Source organism: Dehalobacter sp. (assembly GCA_023667845.1).
Taxonomy (GTDB): domain Bacteria; phylum Bacillota; class Desulfitobacteriia; order Desulfitobacteriales; family Syntrophobotulaceae; genus Dehalobacter.
Genome location: JAMPIU010000053.1, coordinates 1 through 24,722, shown reverse-complemented (window position 1 = coordinate 24,722; position 24,722 = coordinate 1). Strand labels below are relative to the sequence as shown.

General features: G+C 43.9%; 27 protein-coding genes and 1 rRNA gene. All 28 read left to right on the top strand.

Features of this window, described 5'->3' with window-relative positions; translation table 11 throughout:
• The first annotated feature begins 100 nt into the window (after positions 1-100).
• Positions 101-649: a stage V sporulation protein T gene (spoVT, locus tag NC238_03715; protein MCM1565064.1), complete on the top strand. Its 549-nt coding sequence runs from the start codon at positions 101-103 to the stop codon at positions 647-649.
• 234 nt (positions 650-883) lie between these two features.
• Positions 884-2,053 (top strand): nucleoside triphosphate pyrophosphohydrolase, encoded by a 1,170-nt coding sequence (gene mazG / locus NC238_03710; GenBank protein ID MCM1565063.1) that lies wholly within the window; start codon positions 884-886, stop codon positions 2,051-2,053.
• 84 nt (positions 2,054-2,137) lie between these two features.
• Entirely contained in the window at positions 2,138-2,410 is a 273-nt protein-coding gene (locus NC238_03705) for an HU family DNA-binding protein (protein ID MCM1565062.1), read from the top strand.
• A 99-nt stretch (positions 2,411-2,509) separates the two neighbouring features.
• Positions 2,510-2,764 carry an RNA-binding S4 domain-containing protein gene (locus NC238_03700; GenBank protein MCM1565061.1) on the top strand — a complete coding sequence of 85 codons (255 nt, stop codon included), beginning with the start codon at positions 2,510-2,512 and terminating at the stop codon, positions 2,762-2,764.
• A gap of 61 nt (positions 2,765-2,825) precedes the next feature.
• Positions 2,826-3,104, top strand: coding sequence for a sporulation protein YabP (yabP, locus tag NC238_03695; protein ID MCM1565060.1), 279 nt, complete (start codon positions 2,826-2,828; stop codon positions 3,102-3,104).
• 99 nt (positions 3,105-3,203) lie between these two features.
• A complete protein-coding gene (locus tag NC238_03690; protein ID MCM1565059.1) occupies positions 3,204-3,599 on the top strand; it encodes a spore cortex biosynthesis protein YabQ in 396 nt (131 codons plus the stop codon).
• A gap of 137 nt (positions 3,600-3,736) precedes the next feature.
• Positions 3,737-3,976 carry a LuxR C-terminal-related transcriptional regulator gene (locus tag NC238_03685; protein MCM1565058.1) on the top strand — a complete coding sequence of 80 codons (240 nt, stop codon included), beginning with the start codon at positions 3,737-3,739 and terminating at the stop codon, positions 3,974-3,976.
• A complete protein-coding gene (locus tag NC238_03680; protein MCM1565057.1) occupies positions 3,966-4,277 on the top strand; it encodes a septum formation initiator family protein in 312 nt (103 codons plus the stop codon). The genes NC238_03685 and NC238_03680 overlap by 11 nt, the downstream gene beginning before the upstream one ends.
• A gap of 245 nt (positions 4,278-4,522) precedes the next feature.
• On the top strand, positions 4,523-6,646 hold the full coding sequence (locus tag NC238_03675) for a SpoIIE family protein phosphatase (GenBank protein ID MCM1565056.1): 2,124 nt from the start codon (positions 4,523-4,525) through the stop codon (positions 6,644-6,646).
• Positions 6,647-6,775: 129 nt separating this feature from the next.
• Entirely contained in the window at positions 6,776-8,185 is a 1,410-nt protein-coding gene (gene tilS, locus NC238_03670; protein MCM1565055.1) for a tRNA lysidine(34) synthetase TilS, read from the top strand.
• Positions 8,186-8,319: 134 nt separating this feature from the next.
• On the top strand, positions 8,320-10,212 hold the full coding sequence (gene ftsH / locus NC238_03665) for an ATP-dependent zinc metalloprotease FtsH (GenBank protein ID MCM1565054.1): 1,893 nt from the start codon (positions 8,320-8,322) through the stop codon (positions 10,210-10,212).
• A gap of 66 nt (positions 10,213-10,278) precedes the next feature.
• Positions 10,279-10,728 (top strand): nucleoside-diphosphate kinase, encoded by a 450-nt coding sequence (ndk, locus tag NC238_03660; GenBank protein MCM1565053.1) that lies wholly within the window; start codon positions 10,279-10,281, stop codon positions 10,726-10,728.
• Between the two features lie 109 nt (positions 10,729-10,837).
• Positions 10,838-11,551, top strand: a complete 714-nt coding sequence (locus NC238_03655) for a DUF881 domain-containing protein (protein MCM1565052.1) — start codon at positions 10,838-10,840, stop codon at positions 11,549-11,551.
• A 2-nt stretch (positions 11,552-11,553) separates the two neighbouring features.
• Positions 11,554-12,258 carry a DUF881 domain-containing protein gene (locus NC238_03650; protein MCM1565051.1) on the top strand — a complete coding sequence of 235 codons (705 nt, stop codon included), beginning with the start codon at positions 11,554-11,556 and terminating at the stop codon, positions 12,256-12,258.
• A gap of 55 nt (positions 12,259-12,313) precedes the next feature.
• Complete coding sequence (gene folP, locus NC238_03645) at positions 12,314-13,537, top strand: dihydropteroate synthase (GenBank protein ID MCM1565050.1); 1,224 nt, start codon at positions 12,314-12,316, stop codon at positions 13,535-13,537.
• On the top strand, positions 13,524-13,919 hold the full coding sequence (gene folB / locus NC238_03640; protein MCM1565049.1) for a dihydroneopterin aldolase: 396 nt from the start codon (positions 13,524-13,526) through the stop codon (positions 13,917-13,919). The genes folP and folB overlap by 14 nt, the downstream gene beginning before the upstream one ends.
• Positions 13,888-14,358, top strand: a complete 471-nt coding sequence (gene folK, locus NC238_03635; protein MCM1565048.1) for a 2-amino-4-hydroxy-6-hydroxymethyldihydropteridine diphosphokinase — start codon at positions 13,888-13,890, stop codon at positions 14,356-14,358. Before folB ends, folK begins: the two co-directional genes overlap by 32 nt.
• A gap of 248 nt (positions 14,359-14,606) precedes the next feature.
• On the top strand, positions 14,607-15,512 hold the full coding sequence (locus tag NC238_03630) for a DUF2520 domain-containing protein (protein ID MCM1565047.1): 906 nt from the start codon (positions 14,607-14,609) through the stop codon (positions 15,510-15,512).
• The gene (gene panC / locus NC238_03625) at positions 15,509-16,372 is read left to right on the top strand and encodes a pantoate--beta-alanine ligase (GenBank protein ID MCM1565046.1); all 864 of its coding nucleotides are present in this window, start codon (positions 15,509-15,511) and stop codon (positions 16,370-16,372) included. Before NC238_03630 ends, panC begins: the two co-directional genes overlap by 4 nt.
• Positions 16,373-16,378: 6 nt before the next feature.
• Complete coding sequence (locus tag NC238_03620; GenBank protein MCM1565045.1) at positions 16,379-16,762, top strand: aspartate 1-decarboxylase; 384 nt, start codon at positions 16,379-16,381, stop codon at positions 16,760-16,762.
• A gap of 62 nt (positions 16,763-16,824) precedes the next feature.
• The gene (gene nadA / locus NC238_03615; GenBank protein MCM1565044.1) at positions 16,825-17,745 is read left to right on the top strand and encodes a quinolinate synthase NadA; all 921 of its coding nucleotides are present in this window, start codon (positions 16,825-16,827) and stop codon (positions 17,743-17,745) included.
• 32 nt (positions 17,746-17,777) lie between these two features.
• The gene (gene nadB / locus NC238_03610) at positions 17,778-19,391 is read left to right on the top strand and encodes an L-aspartate oxidase (protein MCM1565043.1); all 1,614 of its coding nucleotides are present in this window, start codon (positions 17,778-17,780) and stop codon (positions 19,389-19,391) included.
• Complete coding sequence (gene nadC, locus NC238_03605; GenBank protein MCM1565042.1) at positions 19,369-20,247, top strand: carboxylating nicotinate-nucleotide diphosphorylase; 879 nt, start codon at positions 19,369-19,371, stop codon at positions 20,245-20,247. The genes nadB and nadC overlap by 23 nt, the downstream gene beginning before the upstream one ends.
• A 35-nt stretch (positions 20,248-20,282) precedes the next feature.
• Positions 20,283-21,050, top strand: a complete 768-nt coding sequence (locus NC238_03600) for a type III pantothenate kinase (protein ID MCM1565041.1) — start codon at positions 20,283-20,285, stop codon at positions 21,048-21,050.
• A gap of 20 nt (positions 21,051-21,070) precedes the next feature.
• Positions 21,071-22,048, top strand: coding sequence for a tRNA dihydrouridine synthase DusB (gene dusB / locus NC238_03595; protein ID MCM1565040.1), 978 nt, complete (start codon positions 21,071-21,073; stop codon positions 22,046-22,048).
• A gap of 184 nt (positions 22,049-22,232) precedes the next feature.
• Entirely contained in the window at positions 22,233-22,703 is a 471-nt protein-coding gene (gene greA / locus NC238_03590; protein ID MCM1565039.1) for a transcription elongation factor GreA, read from the top strand.
• Positions 22,704-22,891: 188 nt separating this feature from the next.
• Positions 22,892-24,361: a lysine--tRNA ligase gene (gene lysS / locus NC238_03585; protein MCM1565038.1), complete on the top strand. Its 1,470-nt coding sequence runs from the start codon at positions 22,892-22,894 to the stop codon at positions 24,359-24,361.
• A 267-nt stretch (positions 24,362-24,628) separates the two neighbouring features.
• Positions 24,629-24,722: ribosomal RNA gene (locus NC238_03580) — 16S ribosomal RNA — on the top strand; the annotation flags it as partial.

Genomic DNA, 24,722 nt, shown 5'->3' with positions numbered 1-24,722 from the left:
TTATTCTTTTTTGCGTGTATGGAAAAATATGAATAATAAAGCAGTTCAAGATATATACTAAGATTGAATTAGTCGCTTTGGAAAAAGGAGGGAGAACTTAATGAAAGCAACCGGAATTGTCAGAAGAATAGATGATCTTGGCCGAGTAGTTATTCCCAAGGAAATCCGGCGGACTTTGCGGATAAGAGAAGGAGATCCACTGGAGATTTTTGTGGACAGAGAAGGGGAAGTGATACTAAAGAAGTATTCGCCCATTGGTGAGTTGGGAGACTTCGCCAAAGAATATGCGGATTCTTTATTTGAATCAACAGGACACATTGCCTGTATCGGAGATAGAGATGTCATCATCGCGGTGTCAGGGGCTTCCAAGAAAGACTACCTAAACAAATCTCTTGGTGCTGTAGCCGAGCAGGCCATGGAAGAAAGGAGAACCATTTACAATACGGGAGAATCTTCTGTTTTGAAAGAAACGGAAGGAGAGGAAAAAGTCAAAGCAACAAATCAGGTCATTGCACCGATTATTGCTGAAGGTGATCCAATTGGGGTAGTCGTACTCATGTCCAAAGAACCGAACATCAAGATGGGAGATTTGGAAATCAAACTTGCTGAAACTGCAGCGGGCTTTTTAGCCAAACAAATGGAACAGTAATGTTTAAATGCAAAGAATAAAAATTGAAAGGACTGTTAACAGCATGTTGACAGTCCTTTTCTTAATGGTGCGTGCTCAGATAAGCGCGCATTACCTAATTGGTGAAAGTCCAGTTGGGGTAAGTACCAAGGAGGCGTCCCGAGATGCTTGCCAAAGATCTTCCTGCCATTTATAGTATTATTGGACAAGCAACGAGTGCCTTGTCAACCTTAATATAAAACAGGAGGAAAGCAAGTGAACCCGATATTAAATATTCTGGGCCTCGGAGACCAAGGACTTGATTCTTTGTCTCTTGCCGCCTATAAATTATTGAAAGGTTCAGATCTGATATTCCTGTGGAATGCCGAACATCCGGCAGCTTCAGATCTGATTCGGGAGGGTTTTCCGTGCCAGGAAATATTCGCAGCAGCAGAAAAAACGGAAAATATCCTTTTAGACCTAGACACAGGACTCGATTTGATTGCAGAAAAGGTTATGACGGTGTCCGGTAAGAAGCAAATAACACTCGCTTTGCCGGGTTTCCCAATCGCGGAAGGCAGGATCACAGCCGGACTTTACCAAAGGCTTGGAACCTCTTTTACTCTGAAGGCGACAATGATCAGGGAAAATAGTGACCGGCTGGAAAGGCTCACTGCAATTATGGCCGAATTGCGTTCTGCTTGGGGGTGTCCTTGGGATAAGGAGCAGGATCATGAGTCGCTGAAGAAATACCTGATTGAAGAGGCCTATGAAGTGTTGGATGCAATTGATTCCAAAAATATGAATAATTTATGTGAGGAATTGGGAGACTTATTATTACAAGTCGTGTTCCATTCCCGCATTGCAGAGGAATCCGGGCGATTCAGCCTGAACGATGTCATAAAGGGCATTTCGGATAAACTGATACGCCGGCATCCTCATGTTTTTGGGTCAGTTGAAGTAGCATCAAGCCAGGAAGTTCTGGTAAACTGGGATGAAATTAAAAAAATGGAAAAGCTGACATCCCAAAGTCCGGAAAAAGAAACGGAAAGGAATTTCTTTGATATTCCAGGAGGGCTTCCAGCGCTGCAATTCGCTGAAAAGACTCAAAAAAAGGCTTCTAAAGCCGGTTTTGACTGGGAGGATCACCGGGGCCCCCTTTCTAAAATCTATGAAGAGCTCGCTGAGCTTGAAAAGGAAGTGGGAAAAAGTCCAAGAATAGAAGAAGAACTAGGCGATTTGCTCTTTTCTATTGTTAATCTGTCGCGCTTTCTCGGAATAAACGCTGAAGAAGCCCTGCGGCAGGGGACGAAGAAATTTCAACAAAGATTTTATAAAATGATGCACAAAATAGATTTGGAAGGACCTAACAGAGGAGGAATGAGCATGGAAAACATGAATTTTTTCTGGGAAGTGGTAAAAAGTGAAGAAAAAACTGGGGTTTGAGGTTTATTTTAGCATTTCCAAGAAGGAGAATGCAGTTTCATAGCGAATATAGAGGCTATTAGTTTATTATTGGGAGGGAGACTTTTGAATAAAGCGGAACTCGTTGCTGCAGTAGCAGAAAAGACCGAATTCACCAAGAAGGATGCCGAAAAAGCGGTAGCCGCAGTCTTTGACACAATCAGTCAAGCAATGGCAAGTGGTGAGAAAGTCCAATTAGTTGGTTTTGGTACATTTGAGGTTAAGAAAAGAGAAGAGCGTGTCGGTAGAAATCCTCAGACAAAAGAGGAAATTGTCATTCCCGCATGCAAAGTACCTGGCTTTAAGGCAGGAAAAGCTTTAAAAGAGTCAGTACAGTAAGTTCTTGAATTTTTTAAGTTCATAGCTTGATTGCGAAAAACCAGGTTCTTTTTGAGCCTGGTTTTTTAAGATGCATTTCAAAATAAGGAGTTGTTTTGTTTGAGACTGGACAAATATCTTAAGGTATCAAGGCTTATCAAAAGGAGAACTGTGGCCAAGGATGTCTGTGGAGGCGAAAAAGTCAGTGTTAATGGCAGAGTTGCCAAACCTTCGGCAGAAGTAAAGCCTGGAGACATTATTTGCATTGATATGCGGAATCATATCCTTGAGGTCAAGGTGCTGTCGACGCCACCAAGTGCCAAGGCGGAAGAAGCTGAGACACTCTATCAGCTGATTAAAGATGAAAAAAAATGATGTCTAAACCCCCGACTTTCTGAATAAGTATTTATTCAGAAAGGGCTTTGGGGGGATGGAAATGACAGGCCAACGGGAAATTGAGCATAAGATTGTTATCAAAGACAGAAAACTGCTGACGGTTTCAGGGGTAAAAAAGGTAAAATCGTTCGACCCCAAAGAGATTACGCTGGATACCACAAAAGGTAGGGTAACGATTAAGGGGCGGGACCTGGGTGTAAACAATCTTAACCTCGAACAATCAGAGCTGGAGATTGAAGGCCAAATTGACATGCTGACTTATGCTGCGAGTGGATCTGGAGAATCCTCCAAAGGAGTATGGGAAAAAATTTTCAAATAGCCTTTTGAAGGGGGCGAAATCGGGATTAGCGAGTTTGCTGTTTTGATTAGCATTGTCCTAAGTGGATTACTTGTTGGGATATGTTTTGATTTTTACCGAATGTTACGCTGGCATTTGGGCCTAACAAAGATACAGACGTTTTTGGGAGATTTGCTTTTCTCTGTTGCTGCGCTTGGAATTATTTTTTACTTTGCGCAAAAAGCAAATTACCTTGAATTTCGTTTTTATCTGTTTCTGGGAAGTTTGCTGGGTCTTTTGCTCTATATTGCGATTTTTAGCCGATATGTTAAAAAATTTTTTGATGTGTTATTTCGCTTGATCCGTTACGTTAGCCAATTCATCAGAAAGCTTATCCAGGCGTTTTTGCGGGGCGTTTACATCGGAATTGCCGGAATGATGCGGATTCCCTATGGCATTCTGCGCTGGCTGGGGATGCTTCTGTATCGGATCGGTGAAGCGATAAGCCGGAATACTTTGATCAAAAAAAGCAAATAGTATTGATTTTGACTAGCTTTAATTATATAATAACTATACTTATAATATTTTTGTAGTTGATTTGTACAGAATATGTAGCTGGTATGTAGATGAAGTTTTGTCTTTGTTGGTAAATTGACAATAAGGAAAAGAAGATTTTGCACTGGGAAATACGAGGATTGGAAAAACTGAGTTTCCGGGAGAGACAAGCTGTCATGCTTAAAGAAAGCGGGCGTTCCAGCGAGGATATCGCCAAGGTTTTGGGGATAAGCGGCAGTTCTGTTTCAACCATGCTCGCAAGGGCCAAGACCAAAGGATATCAGATCATCGGAATCATCCAGGATCATGAATTAGGGCTGAATTATCCACTGGAGGATGATGAGGAAAATGAGAAATAGCAAAAAGCATACAAGAAAGAGAATAAAAAAGATAAACCCAATATTCGTAATTGTTTTGGGGATTGCTTTGATGTTAGGCGGAAGCTGGTCCTATCAGCTGCTTCAGTTGGATCGTTCCATTGAGCAGCAAAAAGCAGAGCTCGAGAGTAAAAAGCTTCAGATTATTGCTCAAAATGGTCAATTGCATGAGGAAATAGAGAAGTTAAATACCCCGAGTTATGTGGAACAATTAGCCAGAGAAAAACTTGGACTGGTTCGTAAAGGAGAAATTTTAATAGCTCCCAAAGAGTCGGAAAATTAATCTATAAATGATAAGTGTATTTGATAAGCGCTGCCGCACAACGAATTATTTTTAATTTGTTAACGGCAGCGCTTTTTGATCAGGTAATATCATGTCAATTGGGCGGTGATATTCGTATATGATACAATGTCAATAGTTTTTTTGCTGAAGCAAGAAAAATGATTGCCAATGGAGATTCCCGAATTAGACAAGCTTCGCGGCCACCATCAGCTATAATAATTCCATTAAGTGGAAGAGGTGGCATTATGGCTGAATGGGCAACACTCAAAGCGGAAAAAATCATTAACCGATTTTCTGACTCGCTGGGAATACAATGTCTAATTGTTATCGGAGGTTTTTTAACAGCCCGGGCAAACCTATTGGGTATTTATCCATTTGCTATTGCCTATCTTGCAGTTCTCAGCATGAATATGAAAAAATGGATTCTGCCGGGTCTTACCGGAATCACGGTCGGTCTGGTATCTGTCCAGGATTTTTCAGTGTTTCTGGAAGTTATGCCGAGCGCGGTTCTAGGTGTTCTGGCAGTTCAGATGATCAAAGAGAGCAAGGGAAAAATACTTCTTCTCGCCGTGCTTACGGCACTTGGAACCTTACTGCCCGGATTAGGCGTATCAAGGTTTACCAATGGCTTCGGAGTGGAGTCTATCTTGCTGGTAATGGTCCAAAGTATTATTGCCGCAGGCTTTTCAATTATTTTTTTCTTTGCGTTTCTTCATAAGGAAAGCCTTATGAAGGGCAATTTCAAGGGCGAACAAGGTATGGTGTGGATTTTAGTTCTGGCAGTCTGCTTAAGCGGCTTACAAGGGCTCGCTTTTGGGAAAATCAATTTACAAATCACATTTCTGGGGTTCTTTCTGCTTTTTGTGGCCTATAAATACGGAGCCGGTTCAGCTGCAGGTGTCGGAGCAATTTTAGGCTTTTTGTTAAAATGGAATCTTGGAATCGATAACCTGATTGATGCGGGACTCTACAGCTTACTCGGGTTTATGTGCGGAGGGTTTACTCGTTTTGGCAAGATGGGAGTTGCGGCTGCCTACAGCGCCTCTATTTTGATGGCCTCTTTTTTTGTCAATGAGACATTTTTGACTTCTCATCTTTATTCGTCCGCGCTTGCGCTTCTTATGTTTTTCTTATTACCCGGAAAACATGAAAAATTTTTTCTGAAGAATAAAGTAATGCCAGAAATCGAAACAACAGTAAGTAAAGTCAAAACTGTTGGCGACCTATTTGATCAGCTTGCTTATGGTTTCCAGGCGGCAGGACTTGAATCCAGGCTGCAGCCGGAAGTACCGGAAATGATGAATAACCTGGTGGATAAGATATGCCGGCATTGCCCGGATTCAAATTATTGCTGGCAGCAGGATTTTCACCAAACCTATCATTTTATGTATGACTTGTTTGCCTATGAAGAGAAAAGAATTCAAAGAAACCAAACCGGTGAAGCTTCAGATCAAATCAATCAGGAGAAAGTGCCTGACGAATGGGGAAAATGCAGTAAACTTGAAGAAGTCATGCTAGCGGCTCAATTTATTCTGGAGCAGGAAAAAGACAAAGAGGTTTGGCAAAAACGTCTGGCCATAAACAAAGAAGCCTTAGCTGGCCAGTACAGAAGTGTATCTCAGGTGATCGGGCACCTCGCCCAGGAGCTTCATTCTCAGCATAATCACGAAGACGGAAAACCTCTGGTCTGGTCCCGCAAGCATAAACTGGTTTTAGATCTGGGCATCGGCTCTTTTATTAAAACCGGTAATGGCATAAGCGGCGATAACTTTAGTTCGGTTTCGTTATCTTCATCCAAAAATGCGCTGATTATCTGTGACGGTATGGGCGCAGGGGAAGAGGCGGCCAGGATGAGTTCAGCGGCACTTACAATACTGGAACAGCTTCTAAGTACTGGATTTGAACCGGAGAGTGCCATCAAAGCGCTTAATTCAATCCTGGTTTTACGTTCTCCGGAAGAGAGCTTTGTCACCGTCGATATGGCCGTGTTGAATATCGAGGCAGATCAAGCCAGGTTGATTAAAATTGGAGCAGCACCGACCTATATCATCAGCAGAAACAAAGTAGATGCAGTAAAAACATCAAGTCTGCCGGCTGGTATATTGAACGATATTGATATCCCGGCGATTGATATTCCTTTTAAAGGCGAGACGCTTGTCATCGTAACAGACGGAATCTTGGATGTAGCTAAAAGAAAGGACGATTGGCTCAAAGAATATCTGAAGAACAACAGAAGTTTGTCTTCACAGGATCTGGCCGATAGTATTGTCAAAGAAGCACGAAGACTGTCCGGGGACTGTCTGGAGGATGACGGGGTTGTCCTGGTTGTGAAGAGGAAGGACTTGGCCGGAAACGATGCCAAAAATTAAACCCGGTTTTAAGCTGTTGTTAAGATTTAACCTTTATATTAAAAATAAAAATAGGAATGCTTTGACAAATCGGCAAAATCTGGAGAGAATAGTATTAATACGATTTTTAGGAAGGCTACGGAGAAAATAATGTATGAAAGCTTGAGCTCGGAGGTATTGCCGCAACAAATTCCGTCTCAGTCCAAGGTGCTTGTAGCTGTTTCGGGAGGACCGGACTCGGTGGCCCTGGCTCATGTCATTTACCGCTATTCGTGCGAAAATCAAGATAAGAATATTTCTTTTGTTATTACGCATGTCAATCATAAGGTCAGGAGAGAAGCCGAAGAGGAAGCGGAGCTTGTTAAGAATCTTGCTGGGGAATGGAAAGCAGGATTTATTTTGCATGAATTTGATGCGAAACGTAACGCTTCAGCATGCCGCCAAAGTTTTCAGGAAGCATCAAGGGAATGGCGCTATGCTCGCTGGAAGGAAGACATGGAAGCGTGGGGCTGTGATTTACTGGCCACTGCCCACCATTTGGGAGATCAGGCGGAAACTGTTCTCTACCGTCTCTTAAGAGGAAGCGGAACAACAGGACTCGCAGGCATTTATCCTGTTAAAGACAAAATCATCCGTCCACTTCTTTCGGTAACAAAAGAAGAAATCCTGGAATACTGCAAAGTTCAAAATCTTCCCTATTCAATTGACAAGAGCAATCTGGAAACGGACTATTACAGGAATAGGATCAGACTCGAGCTAATTCCTGAACTGGAAAGCAAATATAATCAGAGGATTACCGATGCTTTGGGACGAACAGCGGAACTGCTGCGCTGGGACGAAGAATATATTTGTGCCCAGACGGAAGCTTTGTGGCCCAGGTACTGTCTCCGGGCAGATCATACCGGAGTCCTGCTTTCGCACGAAGCCTGGAAAGAACCGGAGGCAATCCTTTCCCGCCTGCTCAGGAAAGCGGCTTCGCAGGTATCGGGAGAAACAAGAGGGCCAGCGTTTAAATTTGTTAAGCGTTGGATGCAAAAGGGGCAACAGACCGGATGGCGTCAGGATCTTCAAGGTTTTAAGGTAGAAGTTGTCAAGCAAGGCCTTTTCTTTTTTAACGTAGAGCGAGAATCAAAAGAGTATATTTCCGGGAAAGATAGAATTGAAGAGTTCCCGCTTTTTGTCAAGTTACCCCTTGCTTTGAACGTTTGGAATAAAATTACGGAGTTAAAAGTACAGGTGGGAATTTTTGATTTCTATCCGGAAGAACAGCATGTTTTGTGGAGTACCGAGCTTGATCGGAGCCAAATGTCTGTTCAGACTAAGCCTTTGGTATGTAGGACGAGACAGGCCGGAGACCGTATTTATTTTAAGAATTTAGGGCATAAAGCAATTAAAAAGGTTTTTCAGGACAAAGATATTCCTGCTGGGGAACGTGATAAGATTCTGTTTTTTGCTTTTGGCGATCTCGTCGTCTGGATCCCAGGTGTATGCAGGGGAGACAGCCTTTTGCCGGCTGGTCCGCAATCTTCCAGACTGTATTTGGTTGCGGCTGAAATATAAGGTTTTCTACTATTTTGGATTGATTGTAAAATAGGAAACCACATGATATAATATCTCATAGTTTTTCAAACGTCCGAATAATGTACGTTAAGTATTGACAATATGTTTCCATCAATGAGAGGAGGATCTCCGGATTGAAAATACTAAAAAATGTCGCGATCTATTTGTTGATTATTCTTCTTGCAGTTTTGCTTATCAAATGGGCAAATCCTCCTGAAGCAAAGGATACCAGTCTAAAATATAATGCTTTTAAGCAGGCTATTGCTTCGGGCGGTGTCAGTGATGTTTCCGTTCAGGTCAATGATAAATACTACGTCTATACCGTTACCATGAAAGACAGCAAGATCTACGAAGTCGCCGGTCCCTCAGGAGATCAAACCCTTCTGGATCAAATGGAAAAACAGAATATCAACCTTACATTTGAGCCTCCGGCCACTGTACCGTGGTGGGTTTCTGTCCTGCCGACCCTCCTGATGTTCCTGTTTATTTTTGGGTTGTTCTTCTACATGATGCAGCAAACCCAAGGCGGCGGAAGCAAAGTCATGCAATTTGGCAAAAGTAGGGCACGGTTGGTAACAGATGAACACAAATATACGTTTAAAGATGTTGCAGGCGCAGATGAAGTTAAGGAAGAATTGGAAGAAATCGTAGAATTTCTGAAATCACCGAAAAAATTTAATGAGATTGGAGCTAAGATTCCGAAAGGGGTACTCCTTTTTGGCCCTCCCGGAACCGGAAAAACTTTGTTGGCGAAAGCCGTTTCCGGAGAAGCCGGAGTTCCGTTCTTCAGCATCAGCGGTTCCGATTTTGTGGAAATGTTTGTTGGCGTTGGAGCTTCAAGGGTGAGAGATCTTTTTGAACAGGCTAAAAAGAATTCCCCCTGTATCGTTTTTATCGATGAAATTGATGCTGTGGGACGTCAGCGCGGTGCCGGCTTGGGCGGCGGCCATGATGAGCGCGAGCAGACCCTAAATCAGCTTCTGGTCGAAATGGACGGATTTAACGGTAACGAAGGTGTCATCGTCATTGCTGCGACCAACCGTTCGGATATCCTGGATCCGGCTCTTCTCCGTCCTGGGCGTTTTGACAGACAGATTGTTGTCACTCTCCCGGATATCAAAGGAAGAGAGGAAATTCTGATGGTCCATGTCAAGGGTAAACCGTTAGCTTCGGATGTTAACCTTGAAGTTTTAGCGCGCAGAACCCCCGGCTTTACAGGGGCTGATCTTGCCAATCTGGTCAATGAAGCTGCTTTGCTCTCAGCGCGGCGTAATGAGAAGAAAGTCGATATGAAGGCGCTGGAAGATTCGATTGAAAGAGTCATTGCCGGTCCGGAAAAGAAAAGCCGGGTGATCAGTGATTTTGAAAAGAAACTGGTTTCTTACCATGAAGCCGGCCATGCGCTTCTGGGAGAATACCTTCCGCATACGGATCCCCTGCATAAGGTTTCGATTATACCAAGAGGCCGGGCAGGAGGCTATACGCTGCTGCTGCCGAAAGAGGACCGCAACTATATGACGAAGTCCCAGCTGCTTGACCAGGTCACCATGCTTTTGGGTGGCAGAGTAGCTGAAGCCCTGGTTTTGCATGAGATCAGTACCGGTGCTTCCAACGACCTGGAACGTGCGACAGGCATCGTAAGAAAAATGATTACCGAACTCGGGATGTCGGAAGAGCTCGGACCGGTAACTTTCGGCCATAAAGAAGAACAGGTTTTCCTGGGACGTGATATTGCGCGTGACCGTAATTACAGTGAATCTGTAGCCCAGGCGATTGATCATGAGGTGCGCCGTATCATTGATGAATCTTATCAGAAGGCACAGGATATCATTTCAGAGAAAATTGAGATTCTGCATGCGATTGCTCAGGCACTGATGGTCAATGAAACGCTGGAGGCAGACTCTTTCCAGGATATCATTGCCAAATATGATGAGTCACGCATAGGTGATCCTTATGACACGCCTCTGTCCGTAAACGGTGACAGTACGGAAAATAATGAACCAAAAGAAGAAAGTGAAAACGCTTAAGGTTGACAAGATACTTGCTCAGATGAGCTCAAAATATCTTATAATAGACATTTAAGGAGGATTCCCGTGGAAAGAACTTTTCTTATGCTTAAACCGGACGCCATTCAAAGAGGTCTGGTTGGTGAAGTGATTGGCAGATTTGAAAAGAAAGGATTTAAGCTTGTTGGCTTAAAGTTGATCCAGGTAGACAGAGCCTTGGCGGAAGAACACTATAAGGAACATAAGGGTAAAGGTTTTTTTGAACCTACCGTTCAGTATATTATGTCCTCGCCGGTTGTGGCGATGGTCTGGGAAGGCAAGAATGTAGTCGCTATAGCTAGAGAAATGATGGGGGCGACCAATCCTGCAAATGCCAACCCTGGTTCTATCAGGGGCGCCTATGCGATGGACATCAGCAGAAACGTCATCCATGGCTCAGATTCTGTGGAAAGTGCCGAGAGGGAAATTTCCTTGTACTTCAAACTGGCAGAAATTCTTAGTTATACTAAAGCCGGTGAAGAGTGGCTTAGCGAGTAAATACAAGGACACCCATTCGGGTGTCCTTTTTACAGTCTGTCAGAAAAACTCAAAGTACTTTCTGAACCAAGTTTTGTTTTATATGTCAGAATAAGCCGGGGTGAATCAGATGCAGGATAAAAAGAAAATGGCATGGATGATGATCAGTGTGGGGATGCTGCTGATCGGTGTTTTTCTTGTAATTGTTATTAAATCCTATATGGCTGATCAAAATGCTTCTTCACAGGAGAAAAATCTCCCGAGTCTTCTTCAGCTGGAGATGGAGAATGAACAATTGGCCGGAGAAAATGACAAACTGCTGGAAGAATTGACGAAGTATCAGGCGGGGGAAAGCGCTGCGGCCCTGGCTTCCGAACAATTGGAGAAGGCGAAGATCAGTGCAGGGCTTGTGTCCCTCAGTGGCCCGGGCATTATGATCGTTCTGGATGATTCTGATCAGAAGCGAAGTACAAGTAATGGAAGCATTGGGAATTATTATATCCATGAGGAATACTTGCGGGCAATCGTCAATGCACTGTGGAACGGTGGGGCTGAGGCCATTTCGATTAATGACCAGCGGATTACTTCTAATACAGAAATATTCTGCAGCGGTTCTTATATTAAGATCAACAACACAAGACAGATGCCACCGTATAACATCGTGGCGATCGGCAATCAGGATAACTTAAAGTCGGCTCTTCAGTTTTACGTATGGGACATGCTCGGGGAATATCAGCAACAATACGGCATAACCCGTAAACTGGAAATACCTAAGGGATCTGTCACAGTGCCTGCTGCTAATCAGTACAGTTATAAGTATGCACAGCCTGTCAAGGAGGGTTAGACTTGATAAACAAACATGTCATAACAGTTGCGACGATTGCTGCCGTAGCGATTGGCTTTTTGATTTCCCTTCAGTTCCAGGCGCAAAGAGAAGTGGACAGTGCGGAAAAAATTCAGCAGCAAAGAGTTGAGCAGACCGATACAGTGATGAAAACCTTGCAGGATGAAAACAATTCTTTGCAGGAAGAATATAATCGAATATCTGCAGAGCTGGAAAAATATAGGAATAGAAACAGTGAGAATCCCTATCTTAAGGCAAGACTGGATCAGCTTAAAATCGCTGACGGAACCATCGCTGTTACCGGATCTGGGGTTAAGATGATTGTCAAAGACAGCGGTCCGGATACTGATGCAGTTATTCCACTGAGTACGGATGAGCTGCGCGGGATCGTGAATGTCCTGCGACTGGCAGGAGCAGAAGCGATCAGCATTAATGGTCAGCGGATTGTTGCTTCGACTTCGATTGTTATCAGCGGGACAGCGACAATCCTGGTGAATTCAGTTCCGATCAGCAGGATTGGCGGAACCACGTATGAAATCCTGGCTATTGGCAAGCAGGATGATCTACTCGACTATTTGACGAATATGGTCGCGATTGATTTGAAACAATTTGGCAGAAAAGTTGAAATAACCCGCGAAACGGTGACAATTCCATCCTTTAAAGGAAGCTATACCTTCGAGTACGCTTCGGAGGTAAAGAAGGGATAACCTGATAACAGGTGAGCGCCTGAAAAATGAATTCATTAATTAAGGCGGAAAAGGAGTGAAGGATTTGAAGGCGTACAATTTGCGATGGCTCAAAATAGATAGCCTGCTGCAGGCTGAAAGAGCCCTCAGCCAGGTTGGCGTTGATCTTGGTGGTCTTCCATATATGAATGGCAAGGCTTTGACCAAACCGATCAAGCTGGAGAATGTACCAGCTCCGGTAGCTTTGATTCTGAAACAGGAAATGCTCTCCTTAGGTGGGGATGCAGCTGTCCATAAAGATTTGCTCGACAGCGGATCACCGGAAGGCGATGTATTACTTCTTGGTAACTATAAGCAGTTAACCAAACTTGCGGACAAACTGGCGACGATGTCCGCGGAGTTCCAGTCCCTCGCTCAGTCCTTACGCAAGCTAATGGCCTATTTGGAGGAACCTCCGGCCGGAACCATCGATTGCAGGGGAAAAAATCTCATTTGGGGTCAAAAGACTCTGATCATGGGAATATTAAACGTAACGCCGGATTCTTTTTCCGACGGCGGAAAATTTGACAATATCGAAAATGCTTTAAAGCAGGCGGAAAAAATGGTTGCCGACGGTGCTGATATGCTTGATATTGGTGGAGAGTCCACCCGCCCGGGATATGGGGGGATCAGTGCCGAAGAAGAGTGGGCAAGACTTGAACCGGTACTTAAAGCTCTTATTCCGGTCAGTCCGGTTCCAATATCGATTGATACCCAAAAAGCAGCTGTTGCAGCCAAGTCTTTGCGGTTGGGGGCCCATATCATTAATGATATCTGGGGTTTGCAGAAAGATCCTGAAATGGCCCGCGTTATTGCAGAATATCAAGCTCCGGTCGTGATAATGCATAATCAGGATCATACAGAATATAAGAATATGATGGGTGAAATATTGTCATTCCTGGAGCGTAGCATTGAAATGGCTCTAGACTGCGGATTGACGCAGAATCAAATTATTGTCGATCCCGGAATTGGGTTTGGAAAAACACCGGAACAGAATATGGAAGTCTTAAGCCGGATGGAAGAATTCAAATCGCTAGGGTGTCCTCTTCTTTTGGGAGTATCCCGCAAATCCGTGATTGGACGGACCTTGAACCTTCCGGTTGATCAAAGGCTCGAACCGACGATTGCTCTGGGGACGCTCGGAATTGTTGCCGGAGCAGATATTCTGCGTGTGCATGATGTTCCCGAAAACAAAAAGGCTGCGCTTATCACTGACCTAGTGATACGTCGAAAAAGAGGAGAAGATTATGAAGGAAAGTGATGTCATTCACCTGCGTGGTATGGAGTTTTATGCTTACCATGGGGTGATGGAGGAGGAGCGGGTTCTTGGCCAAAGATTTCTGATTGACGTGGACATCTTCCTGAAAAAACCGGTCAGTATGCAGGACAATCTGGTGGAGACTGTCAATTATGCTGAAGTCTATCAAGTAGTCAAAAATTGTGTCCTTGATCAGCGTTATCAGCTGATTGAAACACTTGCCGAAAAAATAGCCTTGGAAATTACAACCGGATTTTGCTGTTCAGGCGTCCGGGTAGAGGTACATAAGCCAAATGCCCCGGTTTCCGGAATTCTTAAGGATATATCCGTAGAAATCATACGGGAGAAAAAAGATGAGAGCATTTTTAAGTTTGGGGAGCAATGAAGGAGACCGCAAGGAATATTTGGATCGGGCACTCAATATGTTGATGGATACTTCAGGGATTATGATTCAGCGTATTTCCAGCCTCTATGAGACTGAACCCTGGGGCAATGTTGACCAGTCACCTTTCCTGAATATGGCCATTGGCATTGAAACGGAGCTGGATCCTTACGAACTGCTTGAGGTCTGCCAGCAAATTGAAATGTCTCTAGGAAGAAAACGACTGACTCATTGGGGGCCGCGCACCATTGATATCGATATTCTTTCCTATCAGGATTACGTGATTCAGACTGAAAAACTGACAATTCCACATCCCTTTATGGAACAAAGAGAGTTCGTACTGGCTCCGCTAAGAGAAATAGCACCGGATTATATTCTGCAGTCAGGAAGAGTAATCGGAACTGTTCAAGGCGAAGGACTTATTAAAAAAATTAAAATATAGGTATAAATAAGATCAATACGTGTTAAGTAAAATTATTTTTCTTTATTATTTCTCTTCTTTATCATATACTAAAGAGTAAGCTGCAGACGACATCTGTATAGGGTTGTACCGTAGCAGTTCGGCTATTTTTTATGACTGATCGGATCGTGCATCAACCGCTTGGATTATTACTACTGGGACGGTGAAGGCAGGGTAGTTGTTGAATTCGTTTATAACAATACACCTTCACCATGTGAGGTGTATTTTTGTTGTCAGAAAATACGATAAAATTTGGAATCATCGGAACTGGCGTGGTCGGGACATCTCTGGCGATTCTGTTGGAGAAAGCAGGGCTGGAGTGTATCGGAGTCCATACCCGCGGCAAAAGGTCATATGATCATTTTCGGAGATACTTGCCAAAAGAGCAGCTTGGATTGAGGCAGCTTGTGATGGAGTCAGATCTGATTTTTATTACGACTCAGGATTGCAACATTGAAGAAGCAGCAGCCAGACTTTCTCAGGAGAGGGATATTAAACCAGGTCAAATCTGGATCCACTGCTCAGGGTCTTTACCTTCGGGGGTCATGTGTCAGGATCCTGTACTGCCTGTCGGCTACCTGTCTCTGCATCCACTGCAGGCCTTTGCAAATATTGATACCGCGGTTTCCGTCATGAAGGGAACCTATTTTGGCATAGAAGGCAGCAGTCCGGAGGTTGAGCGCCAAGGGGAGAAACTGGTTATGTTATTAGGCGGAATCCCGCTAAAAATTAATCCGATGAAAAAAAGCCTGTATCATGCCGGAGCAGTTGTTGTCTCAAACTATCTTGTTTCGCTGGTCCTACTGGCAGTCAAACTATTTGAGCAAGCCGGAATAGAGCGCGAAGACGCCTTGGCTGCCTTATTGCCGCTGTTAGACGGGTCCTGCCGGAATATAGACAAACTGGGGCTGCCTGGGGCGCTTACAGGGCCAATTGCCAGGGGAGATGCCGGAGTGGTCGCAAGACATCTCCAGAGCATGCCTGAAGAGATGAGGACGGTCTACAGAGAGCTTGGGAAGTTGGCCTTGGAATTGGGAAAAGAAAAAAAACTGTTGGATAGGGTATCCTATCACCCAGAAGGTTTAAATGACCTGGAAGAACTTTTGAATGACTTAGGAAAGGAAACAAAGCAATGATCATTGCCGAAAAAATAGCTGAAACAAGAGAAAAAATAGCATCAGCCAAACAGCAGGGAAAAGCTGTTGTCCTTGTACCCACGATGGGCTTCTTGCATGAAGGCCATCTGTCCATGGTCAAAATAGCCAGAAATCAGGATCCGAATCACAAAAAAACCTATATTGTGATGAGTATATTTGTGAATCCCTTACAGTTTGGTCCCAATGAGGATTATGAGAAATATCCGCGTGATCTTGCCAGGGATTCGGGACTCGCCGAACAGGCAGGAGTAGACTTGTTATTTGCTCCTTCGGTCGCGGAAATGTATCCGGACGGAAAAAGCCTTACGGCAGTTCAGGTATACCAGATCACCGAGGTCCTCTGCGGAGCCAGCCGTCAGGGACACTTTCAGGGAGTAGCAACTGTTGTGACAAAACTTTTTAATATTATTCAACCTGATGAAGCCTATTTTGGCTTAAAAGATTACCAGCAGGTTGCTGTCATCAAACAAATGACAAAAGATTTAAATAGCTCTGTTAAAATCGTGGCCTTCCCGACGGTCCGAGAAAGCGATGGACTCGCCAAGAGTTCCAGAAACGCTTATTTGAGCAGTGAAGACCGGAGGCAAGCCCCGGTGTTGTTCCGTTCATTGCAGGAAGCGGAGGCACGAATTATTGAAGGTGAGACCTGCGCTGAAGTTGTCAGAGAAGAGATCAGACAGAGAATAAGCAGTGAATCAAACGGGAAAATTGATTATGTAGAAATAAGAAAAGCGGACAATCTTGCAGCTGTCGACAGTATTGACTGCCCTGTTGTGATTGCTCTTGCCGTACGTTTTGGCACAACGCGCTTGATTGATAATATTGTCGTGGAGGTGTGAGAAAAAATGTTCAGAAATATGATGAAATCAAAGATCCATAAAGCCAGGGTTACTGAAGCCAACCTGAATTATGTGGGAAGCATAACGATAGACCGCAGCCTGATGGAGCAGGCCGATATTCTGGAAAATGAGAAAGTTCAGGTCGTTAACCTGAATAATGGAGCAAGGCTGGAAACGTATGTTATTCCAGGAGAGGAGAATTCCGGAATAATCTGTCTAAATGGAGCAGCAGCCAGGCTGGTCCAGGTCGGGGATCAGGTGATTATTATTTCCTATGGGCTGTTTTCCGATGAAGAAAGCAAAGGATATACACCGAAAATTGTTTTTGTCGACGAAAAGAACCAGCCGGCCAGAATCGATGATGTTGAAGTGCACGGCGTACAGGCTTGACACATTTTATGTCGAAGAATAGAATTAGAAAAAGGTCTACGAGCGAAAGGAGAGGCTGATAAATGGATAATGGCGAACGCAAAGATCAGCTGATCAATGATATAAATGCTCTGCGCAAGCAAAGAAAAGCGGTAATTCTTGCCCATTATTACCAGCCGGGGGACATTCAGGATATTGCGGATTTTGTCGGAGATTCACTTCAGCTCGCCCAGCAGGCTGCCCGGACAGATGCAGATGTCATCGTATTCTGCGGGGTCCATTTTATGGCAGAAAGTGCTGCAATCCTATCCCCGGAGAAGACTGTCCTGCTTCCCGAACCTTCGGCCGGCTGCCCAATGGCTGACATGGTCGAAGCAAACCGGCTCAGAGAGGCGAAGGCCAAATTGCCCGGTGTAAAGGTGGTCTGTTATGTTAATTCATCCGCAGAGGTGAAAGCCGAAAGCGATATTTGCTGTACATCATCCAATGCAGAGAAAATTGTTCAATCTCTTGGAAAAGAGGAGATCCTGTTTGTGCCTGACGGCAACCTCGGCGGATATATTGCAGCCAAAACGAACAGAAAGATTAACCTGTGGCCGGGATTCTGTCCGACCCATCATAGGCTCGCCAGGGAGGATATCTTAAAGGCGCGGGAGGAACATCGGGGAGCAAAAGTTCTGGTTCATCCTGAATGCCGCGAGGAAGTCTGGCGGGAAGCCGATTATGTTGGCTCTACTGCCGGAATTATTAAGTATGCAGAAGATTCGACGGACACCGAATTTATTATTGGAACGGAATGTGGCATTTTGCATGAACTTACTAAACGCTGTCCTGGAAAACAATTTTATATGGCTTCAGCATATATGATCTGCCCGAATATGAAAAAGATCAGCTTGCAGAAGGTCAAGGATGCCCTTTCAAACATGGTACCGGTCGTTACTGTGTCAAAAGAAATCAGAGAGAAGGCGGTCTGCGCGCTGGAAAGAATGCTGGCCGTCCAATAATGAACATATAACATTGAGGATGAGTAAGAGATATGAATGAGAATGAATATCTGATTCCCTGGGACAAGGATAAGCTTGAGATCTTTCAGACCGAAGTGCTTATTCTCGGAAGCGGAATTGCGGGATTGTTTGCAGCAATCAAACTTTGTCCCAAATATGAAGTAACCGTTCTGACCAAGAAAGATGTGATGGCAAGCAACACTGAGCATGCCCAGGGAGGTATTGCCGTTGCTCTTAATGAGGATGACTCTCCTGAATTTCACTATGGCGATACCATTAAAGCCGGAGCAGGGCTATGCAACCTGAAAGCAGTCAAGATCCTGGCTGAGAAAGGACCGGAGTGTGTCAGTAAGCTGATTGATTTTGGCACCAAATTTGATGAAAGCAATAATAAACTGGACTTTACGCGGGAAGGTGCCCATAGCAAAAGCAGGGTACTACATGCTCACGGTGATGCCACCGGCGGAGAAATAGAACGTGCCCTGGTAGAAGTTGTGCATTCCAGCCCGATTACCGTTAAAGAAAACTATTATTTAATTGACTTTGTTAAGAACAGTAAAGCAGAGGTCTGCGGAGCTCTGGTGCTCAACAATATTACCTTGGCAATGGAAATATGGCTGGCTAAAGCCGTTATCCTGGCCACGGGCGGTGCAGGTCAGATGTATAAGCATACGACCAATCCTGCGGTTGCGACAGGAGACGGGATAGCTGCTGCTTATCGGGCAGGAGCCGAACTTATGGATATGGAATTTATTCAATTCCATCCCACGGCCCTGCTGCTACCGGGAGCACCCAATTTTTTAATTTCGGAGGCAGCCAGAGGAGAGGGAGCTGTACTGGTGAACTCACGTGGAGAACGTTTTATGGAGGGTGTTCCCGGTAAAGAGCTTGCTCCGAGGGATGTTGTATCAAGGGAGATCTGGAAGCAGATGCAGACAGGACAGGTCTATCTCGATTTCAGCCCGATGGGACACTCCAAAGTCGAACAAAGGTTTCCAGGAATCTATAAAACCTGTCTGAATTATGGCGTTGATATTTCTACAGATCCAGTACCGGTTGGCCCTGCTGCGCATTACTTAATGGGCGGAGTCCGCATCAATGAATTTGGTGAAACGAATTTGCCAAATCTTTTTGCTTGCGGTGAATGTGCCTGTAATGGCGTTCATGGTGCCAACAGGCTCGCCAGCAACTCCTTGTTGGACGGATTAGTATTTGCTTCAACCATTTCTGATACAATCAATCAGAAGATTGGCGAAATGCCCAACCCGGAAGATGTTTTGCCGTATGAAGGCTACCCCGGTGAATGTGATGTCCGGGATTCCGCTGCAGACCCGGCTACTCTGAAAGAAGAACTGCAGAATATTTTATGGGATAAAGTCGGAATCATTCGGGATGAAGAACATTTGCGGCAGGCACAGGCGGAATTAAATCAATTGATGGAACGGTTTAACCCCCATTCTGAAGTACCGGAACTCGAGCTTGGCAATATGCTTGCGATTGGAATGGTGATTATCAAGGCTGCTTTGGCACGTGAAGAAAGCAGAGGGGGTCATTTCCGACGGGATTTCCCGAATGCGGAGGAATACTGGCAAAAGCATTCTGTCTATATGAAGGGGGATCATCATGTTCGCTACGTTTCAATATGAAGAATTGATTGAACGTGCTTTAAAAGAAGATATTGGTACCGGAGATATCAGTACGCTGATCATTCCTGAAGATTACCAGAGTGAAGCCAGAATCTATGCCAAAGCACATGGGATTGTCTGCGGCCTTTTTATTGCTGAGATGACTTTTAAGAAGATAGATCCGTGCCTAGACGTTCAGATACAGGTTGAAGACGGAGACAGTATCGGACCAGGGACCCTGATCATGAAAATTAATGGTTCACTGGCAGGAATCCTTCAAGCTGAAAGAACTGTACTTAATTTCATTCAGCATCTTTCAGGAATATCTAGTATTACAAGAAGATTTGTCGAACTTGTATCTGATTTAGGCGTTAAGGTCACAGATACGCGCAAAACGATGCCGGGTATGAGAAACTTGCAGAAATACGCTGTCAGGGTCGGCGGAGGAACGAACCACCGTTTTGGTTTGTATGATGCCGTTATGCTTAAGGATAATCATCTGGACGCAATCGGAAATCTGGCTGAGGCTGTTCAAAAAATTAAAACAAAAGTTGGCCATATGGTTAAAATAGAGGTTGAATGTGAAACGCTGGAACAGGTACGGGAAGCCGTTCTGAGCGGCGTTGACGTGATTATGCTTGATAATATGTCCCTGCAGGATATGAAAACAGCGGTTCAGTATATTAACCACCGGGTTGTCGTAGAGGCGTCTGGAGGAGTTAGGGAAGACACAGTGCGTCAAATTGCCGAGACAGGAGTGGACATTATTTCAGTAGGCAGGCTTACGCATTCGGTCGAAGCGATTGATTTCTCAATGGTCGTTGATGATTTTAAACCGTCTATTCAGAAGCACCTTCATTCTACTGAAAAAATATAATCTGCACTTATCCGGTTGTAAAGGAGGCGGGTACAATGATTCTGGTCATCGATATCGGGAATACGAATATTGTACTTGGTGTTTACCAGGACCGTGAGCTTATGCATTACTGGAGAATTTCTACGGAAAAAAACAATACATCGGATGAATATGCGTCGACAATTAAAAATTTATTTAGTTTTCACGATTGGTCTTTCAGCAATATATCTGGGGCTATTATTTCTTCGGTTGTACCGCCTGTGACGCCTGCGCTGGAACAGATGATCAAAAAGTATTTCAGCGTAACCCCTATTATTGTTGGCCCGGGCGTGAAGACGGGCATTTCCATTAATATTGATAATCCCAGGGAGCTCGGTGCAGACAGGATTGTCAACGCTGTTGCTGCCTATACCAAGTATGGCGGGCCATTAGTTATTGTTGATTTTGGTACGGCAACAACTTTTTGCGCCGTCAGTGAAAAGGGAGAGTACTTAGGAGGCGCGATTGCACCTGGAATCGGGATTTCCACTGAGGCGCTCTACCAAAAAGCTTCAAAATTGCCTAGAGTAGAGATTATTAAGACCAAAAACGTCATCGGCAAAAATACAGTCAACGGTATGCAAGCGGGAATATATCATGGATTTTGCGGGCAGATTGACCGTATTGTCGAGCTGATGAAAAAAGAACTTGGCGGAAAAATTAAAGTTATTGCAACCGGGGGTCTGGCTGAACTGATTGCCGGGGATTCCAAAATGATCGATATGATTGATCCTTTTTTAACGTTGGAAGGACTTTTGTATATTTATGAAAGAAATTTACGGTAATTATATACATTGAGGTAAAAATGAAATTAGGGAAGTATTATTTGTCAGATAAGCCTGTTTTTATGGCCCCGATGGCAGGGATAACGGATAAGGCCTTTCGGGAAATCATCCGGCTCACAGGCGGCAAATACGTCATAACGGAAATGATCAGCGATAAAGCACTGCTGCATCATAATGCCAAGACATTTAAAATGCTTGATCTAAAAGGAGAAGAAGAACCCCGAATTGTTCAGCTTTTTGGATCCGAACCTGTCCCAATGGCCAGAGCAGCTGAAATAGCTGAAACATATGGAGCTGATATCATAGACATTAATATGGGATGTCCGACACCAAAGATTGTGAAAAATGGTGAAGGAGCATCCCTTCTTCGAAACATTCCGTTAGCGATAGAAATTGTCTCCGAAGTGGTAAAGGCTGTTAGGGTTCCTGTTACCGTTAAAATCCGCCTGGGATGGGATAGCTCCACTATCGTTGCGCTTGAACTGGCGCCAATGTTAGAGCAGGCAGGAGTCAGCATGCTGACAGTTCATGCCCGGACCAGAGAACAATATTATTCCGGCAAGGCTGACTGGGAATGGATCAGTAAAATTAAAGCAAGAATTGGCATACCTGTGATTGGGAATGGGGATGTTCTATCTCCGGAAGATGCGCTGAAAATGATTCAGCTTACCGGATGCGATGGAGTCATGATAGCGAGGGGAGCTTTAGGAAATCCATGGCTGATTGGCAGATCCCAATATTATCTCGATACGGAAACACTTCCACAGGAACCTGGCAATAGAGAAAAACTTAGAATACTTATTCAGCATTTTGAAAAGATTATTGAATATAAAGGCGAAAGAACCGGCGTACAGGAGATCCGCAAACACGCTTCCTGGTATATCAAGGGTATGAGGAAAGCAGCAGAGTACCGGAACCAGATCATGAAAATCAAAAGTTACCAGGAAATGAAGACGTTGTTTTCAGGCATTTACGCGATGGAATGCCCGGACCATTGATCCGGCTATCAAAATATTAAGTAAATTTGCTTGACAATAAAATGGAGGTTCCTTATAATTACGAGTATTAAAAAGCTAGGAAGAGATTTACAGTGTATATTTTATTTTACTTGTGTATATAATGTCTCACATAAAAGGATTCAAAAAAATTACCTCATAAGAGAAAGAGGGAGGGGTATTTTTTATGCCCGAAAAAGAAGTCATTTTAACACTTGATGGTTTGAAGAAACTGGAAGAAGAACTGGAGATTCTAAAGACCCAAAGAAGGAGAGAAGTTGCTGAAAGGATTAAACAAGCCATTGAGTTTGGAGATATATCCGAAAACTCAGAATATGAAGATGCTAAAAATGAACAGGCTTTTATCGAAGGCAGGATCATTACTCTCGAGAAAATGCTGAGAAATGCCAGAGTCATTGACGACAATGATGAAAAAGACCATGTTGCCATAGGAAGTACAGTACTGTTAAAAGATGTTGAATATGGGGACGAAGAAGAGTATACCATCGTCGGCTCGGCAGAGGCAGATCCGGCAGTCAATAAAATTTCCAATGAATCACCGGTTGGCAAAGCTGTTCTTGGACAAATTAAAGGCAGCGTTGTTGAGGTTAATGTTCCGGCAGGAATGCTTCGTTATGAAATTGTAGATATCCGCTAGTTTATTTGCTGCTTTCTATTAAAAATTTGTTCGTTCAATGGTCCATTTCAACAAAATGAAGCTGAATTTTAGCCCGTAATACCGCGTGATGGTGTTACGGGCTGGATAGTGTTTACGGGGTACTAGTTGGATAGCCTCGTTTGGTATAATATAGTATTGAACTGAAACAGATGTTGGGGGAAAAAACGATGGAAAATCTGGATATTAATGAACTGATGCGTATTCGCTTGGACAAGCTGGACAATCTCAGGGCGAAAGGTATTGAACCCTATGCAGACCATTACTTGAGAACCCATTTATCACAGGGCATTATTGAGAATTTTGATGAGCTGGAAGGGCAGGATGTCAGCGCGGCCGGAAGAATCATGTCCAAAAGAGATCAAGGGAAAGTTCTTTTCGTGCACATTCAAGACCTTCAGGGGAAAATCCAGATCTATATTCGGGTTGATGCGTTCGGCGAAGAAATGTTTGACACGATAAAGACGTTTGATATTGGTGATATTATCGGCGTCCGCGGCAGCGTTTTCCGTACCAAAAGAGGCGAGATTTCAATAAAGGCTGAGGATATTACATTGCTATCAAAATCGCTGAGACCGCTGCCGGAAAAGTTTCATGGGCTTACCAACGTCGATATCCGTTACCGTCAGCGTTATCTTGATTTGATTATGAATGCAGAAGTGAAGGAAACATTTATCACCAGAAATAAAATTATCAGAACGATGCGTGAATACCTGGAAGAGAAAGGATTTCTGGAGGTTGAGACGCCTACGCTGCTTCCGATCGCAGGCGGTGCGACTGCAAAGCCTTTTATTACGCATCATAACGCGCTTGATATGCAGTTATACATGAGGATAGCTCTGGAACTTCCGCTTAAGAGGCTGATTGTGGGCGGTTTTGAAAAGGTATTTGAAATTGGCCGTAATTTCCGAAATGAAGGAATTTCAATTAAGCATAACCCTGAATTTACCATGATGGAACTATATCAGGCTTATGCAAATTATGAAGATATTATGAACCTTACAGAGGATATGATCGTTTATATTGTGGAGAAAGTTCTTCATACCCAGGAAGTTACTTATCAGGGTGAGAAGATTAATTTCGCGAAGCCCTGGCGCCGCTTGCCGATGCTTGACGCAATTAAAGAGTATGCTGGAATAGATTTTACCCAAATTGAAACCGATGAAGAAGCCAGAAAAGTTGCCATGGAGAAAGGGCTGCAAATTAATGCCCTGGAAACCAAGGGCAAAATTATCAATGAGGTTTTTGAAGAATTTGTTGAACCAAAACTTATTCAACCAACTTTTATCATCGGTCATCCTGTAGAAATTTCTCCTCTCGCTAAAAGAAATGCAGAAAATCCTGAGTATACGGACAGGTTTGAGGTATTTATTTATGGTAGAGAGGCAGGAAATGCGTTCTCGGAGTTAAATGACCCCATTGATCAGAGAGGGAGATTTGAAAAACAGGTTCTGGAAAGAGAAAAGGGTGACGATGAGGCGCACATGATGGATGAAGACTTTCTTCAAGCGCTTGAATATGGACTTCCGCCTACAGGCGGACTTGGCATTGGGATTGACAGGCTCGTCATGCTTCTGACAGATTCAGCCTCTATCAGGGACGTTATCTTATTTCCTACCATGAAATCCAGAGAAGATTAATATAAATGAATATTTAATTAAGAAAATGATTATCCTTTAGATATTCGTAGAATTTTGTAGAAAAAACGAAGCATTCTTGACCTAGTGATGTTTAAACTGGGATTAAGATGCTTGAAAGGTTCCGGTAACTTTGTTATTATAACTAAGCGCTCGGGACACAGCGAGCCAAAAGGTCATTGAAAACTGAACAACAAGAATGAATTAAAAAGCTAGACTCGTCAATGAATTTTAGTAAAACAAGAGCTGAATCAAGCTCCGTAAATAGTTTTTATGGAGAGTTTGATCCTGGCTCAGGACGAACGCTGGCGGCGTGCCTAACACATGCAAGTCGAACGGAGCTACGCCTGACACCGAGTGCTTT

Excerpts from the sequence above, each read along its gene's own strand:
- spoVT (MCM1565064.1), top strand. The coding sequence starts at position 101 with ATGAAAGCAACCGGAATTGTCAGAAGAATAGATGATCTTGGCCGAGTA.
- yabP (MCM1565060.1), top strand. The coding sequence starts at position 2,826 with ATGACAGGCCAACGGGAAATTGAGCATAAGATTGTTATCAAAGACAGA.
- NC238_03690 (MCM1565059.1), top strand. The coding sequence starts at position 3,204 with ATGTTACGCTGGCATTTGGGCCTAACAAAGATACAGACGTTTTTGGGA.
- NC238_03680 (MCM1565057.1), top strand. The coding sequence starts at position 3,966 with ATGAGAAATAGCAAAAAGCATACAAGAAAGAGAATAAAAAAGATAAAC.
- NC238_03675 (MCM1565056.1), top strand. The coding sequence starts at position 4,523 with ATGGCTGAATGGGCAACACTCAAAGCGGAAAAAATCATTAACCGATTT.
- tilS (MCM1565055.1), top strand. The coding sequence starts at position 6,776 with ATGTATGAAAGCTTGAGCTCGGAGGTATTGCCGCAACAAATTCCGTCT.
- NC238_03655 (MCM1565052.1), top strand. The coding sequence starts at position 10,838 with ATGCAGGATAAAAAGAAAATGGCATGGATGATGATCAGTGTGGGGATG.
- folB (MCM1565049.1), top strand. The coding sequence starts at position 13,524 with ATGAAGGAAAGTGATGTCATTCACCTGCGTGGTATGGAGTTTTATGCT.
- folK (MCM1565048.1), top strand. The coding sequence starts at position 13,888 with ATGAGAGCATTTTTAAGTTTGGGGAGCAATGAAGGAGACCGCAAGGAA.
- panC (MCM1565046.1), top strand. The coding sequence starts at position 15,509 with ATGATCATTGCCGAAAAAATAGCTGAAACAAGAGAAAAAATAGCATCA.
- NC238_03620 (MCM1565045.1), top strand. The coding sequence starts at position 16,379 with ATGTTCAGAAATATGATGAAATCAAAGATCCATAAAGCCAGGGTTACT.
- nadA (MCM1565044.1), top strand. The coding sequence starts at position 16,825 with ATGGATAATGGCGAACGCAAAGATCAGCTGATCAATGATATAAATGCT.
- nadB (MCM1565043.1), top strand. The coding sequence starts at position 17,778 with ATGAATGAGAATGAATATCTGATTCCCTGGGACAAGGATAAGCTTGAG.
- nadC (MCM1565042.1), top strand. The coding sequence starts at position 19,369 with ATGTTCGCTACGTTTCAATATGAAGAATTGATTGAACGTGCTTTAAAA.
- NC238_03600 (MCM1565041.1), top strand. The coding sequence starts at position 20,283 with ATGATTCTGGTCATCGATATCGGGAATACGAATATTGTACTTGGTGTT.
- dusB (MCM1565040.1), top strand. The coding sequence starts at position 21,071 with ATGAAATTAGGGAAGTATTATTTGTCAGATAAGCCTGTTTTTATGGCC.
- greA (MCM1565039.1), top strand. The coding sequence starts at position 22,233 with ATGCCCGAAAAAGAAGTCATTTTAACACTTGATGGTTTGAAGAAACTG.
- lysS (MCM1565038.1), top strand. The coding sequence starts at position 22,892 with ATGGAAAATCTGGATATTAATGAACTGATGCGTATTCGCTTGGACAAG.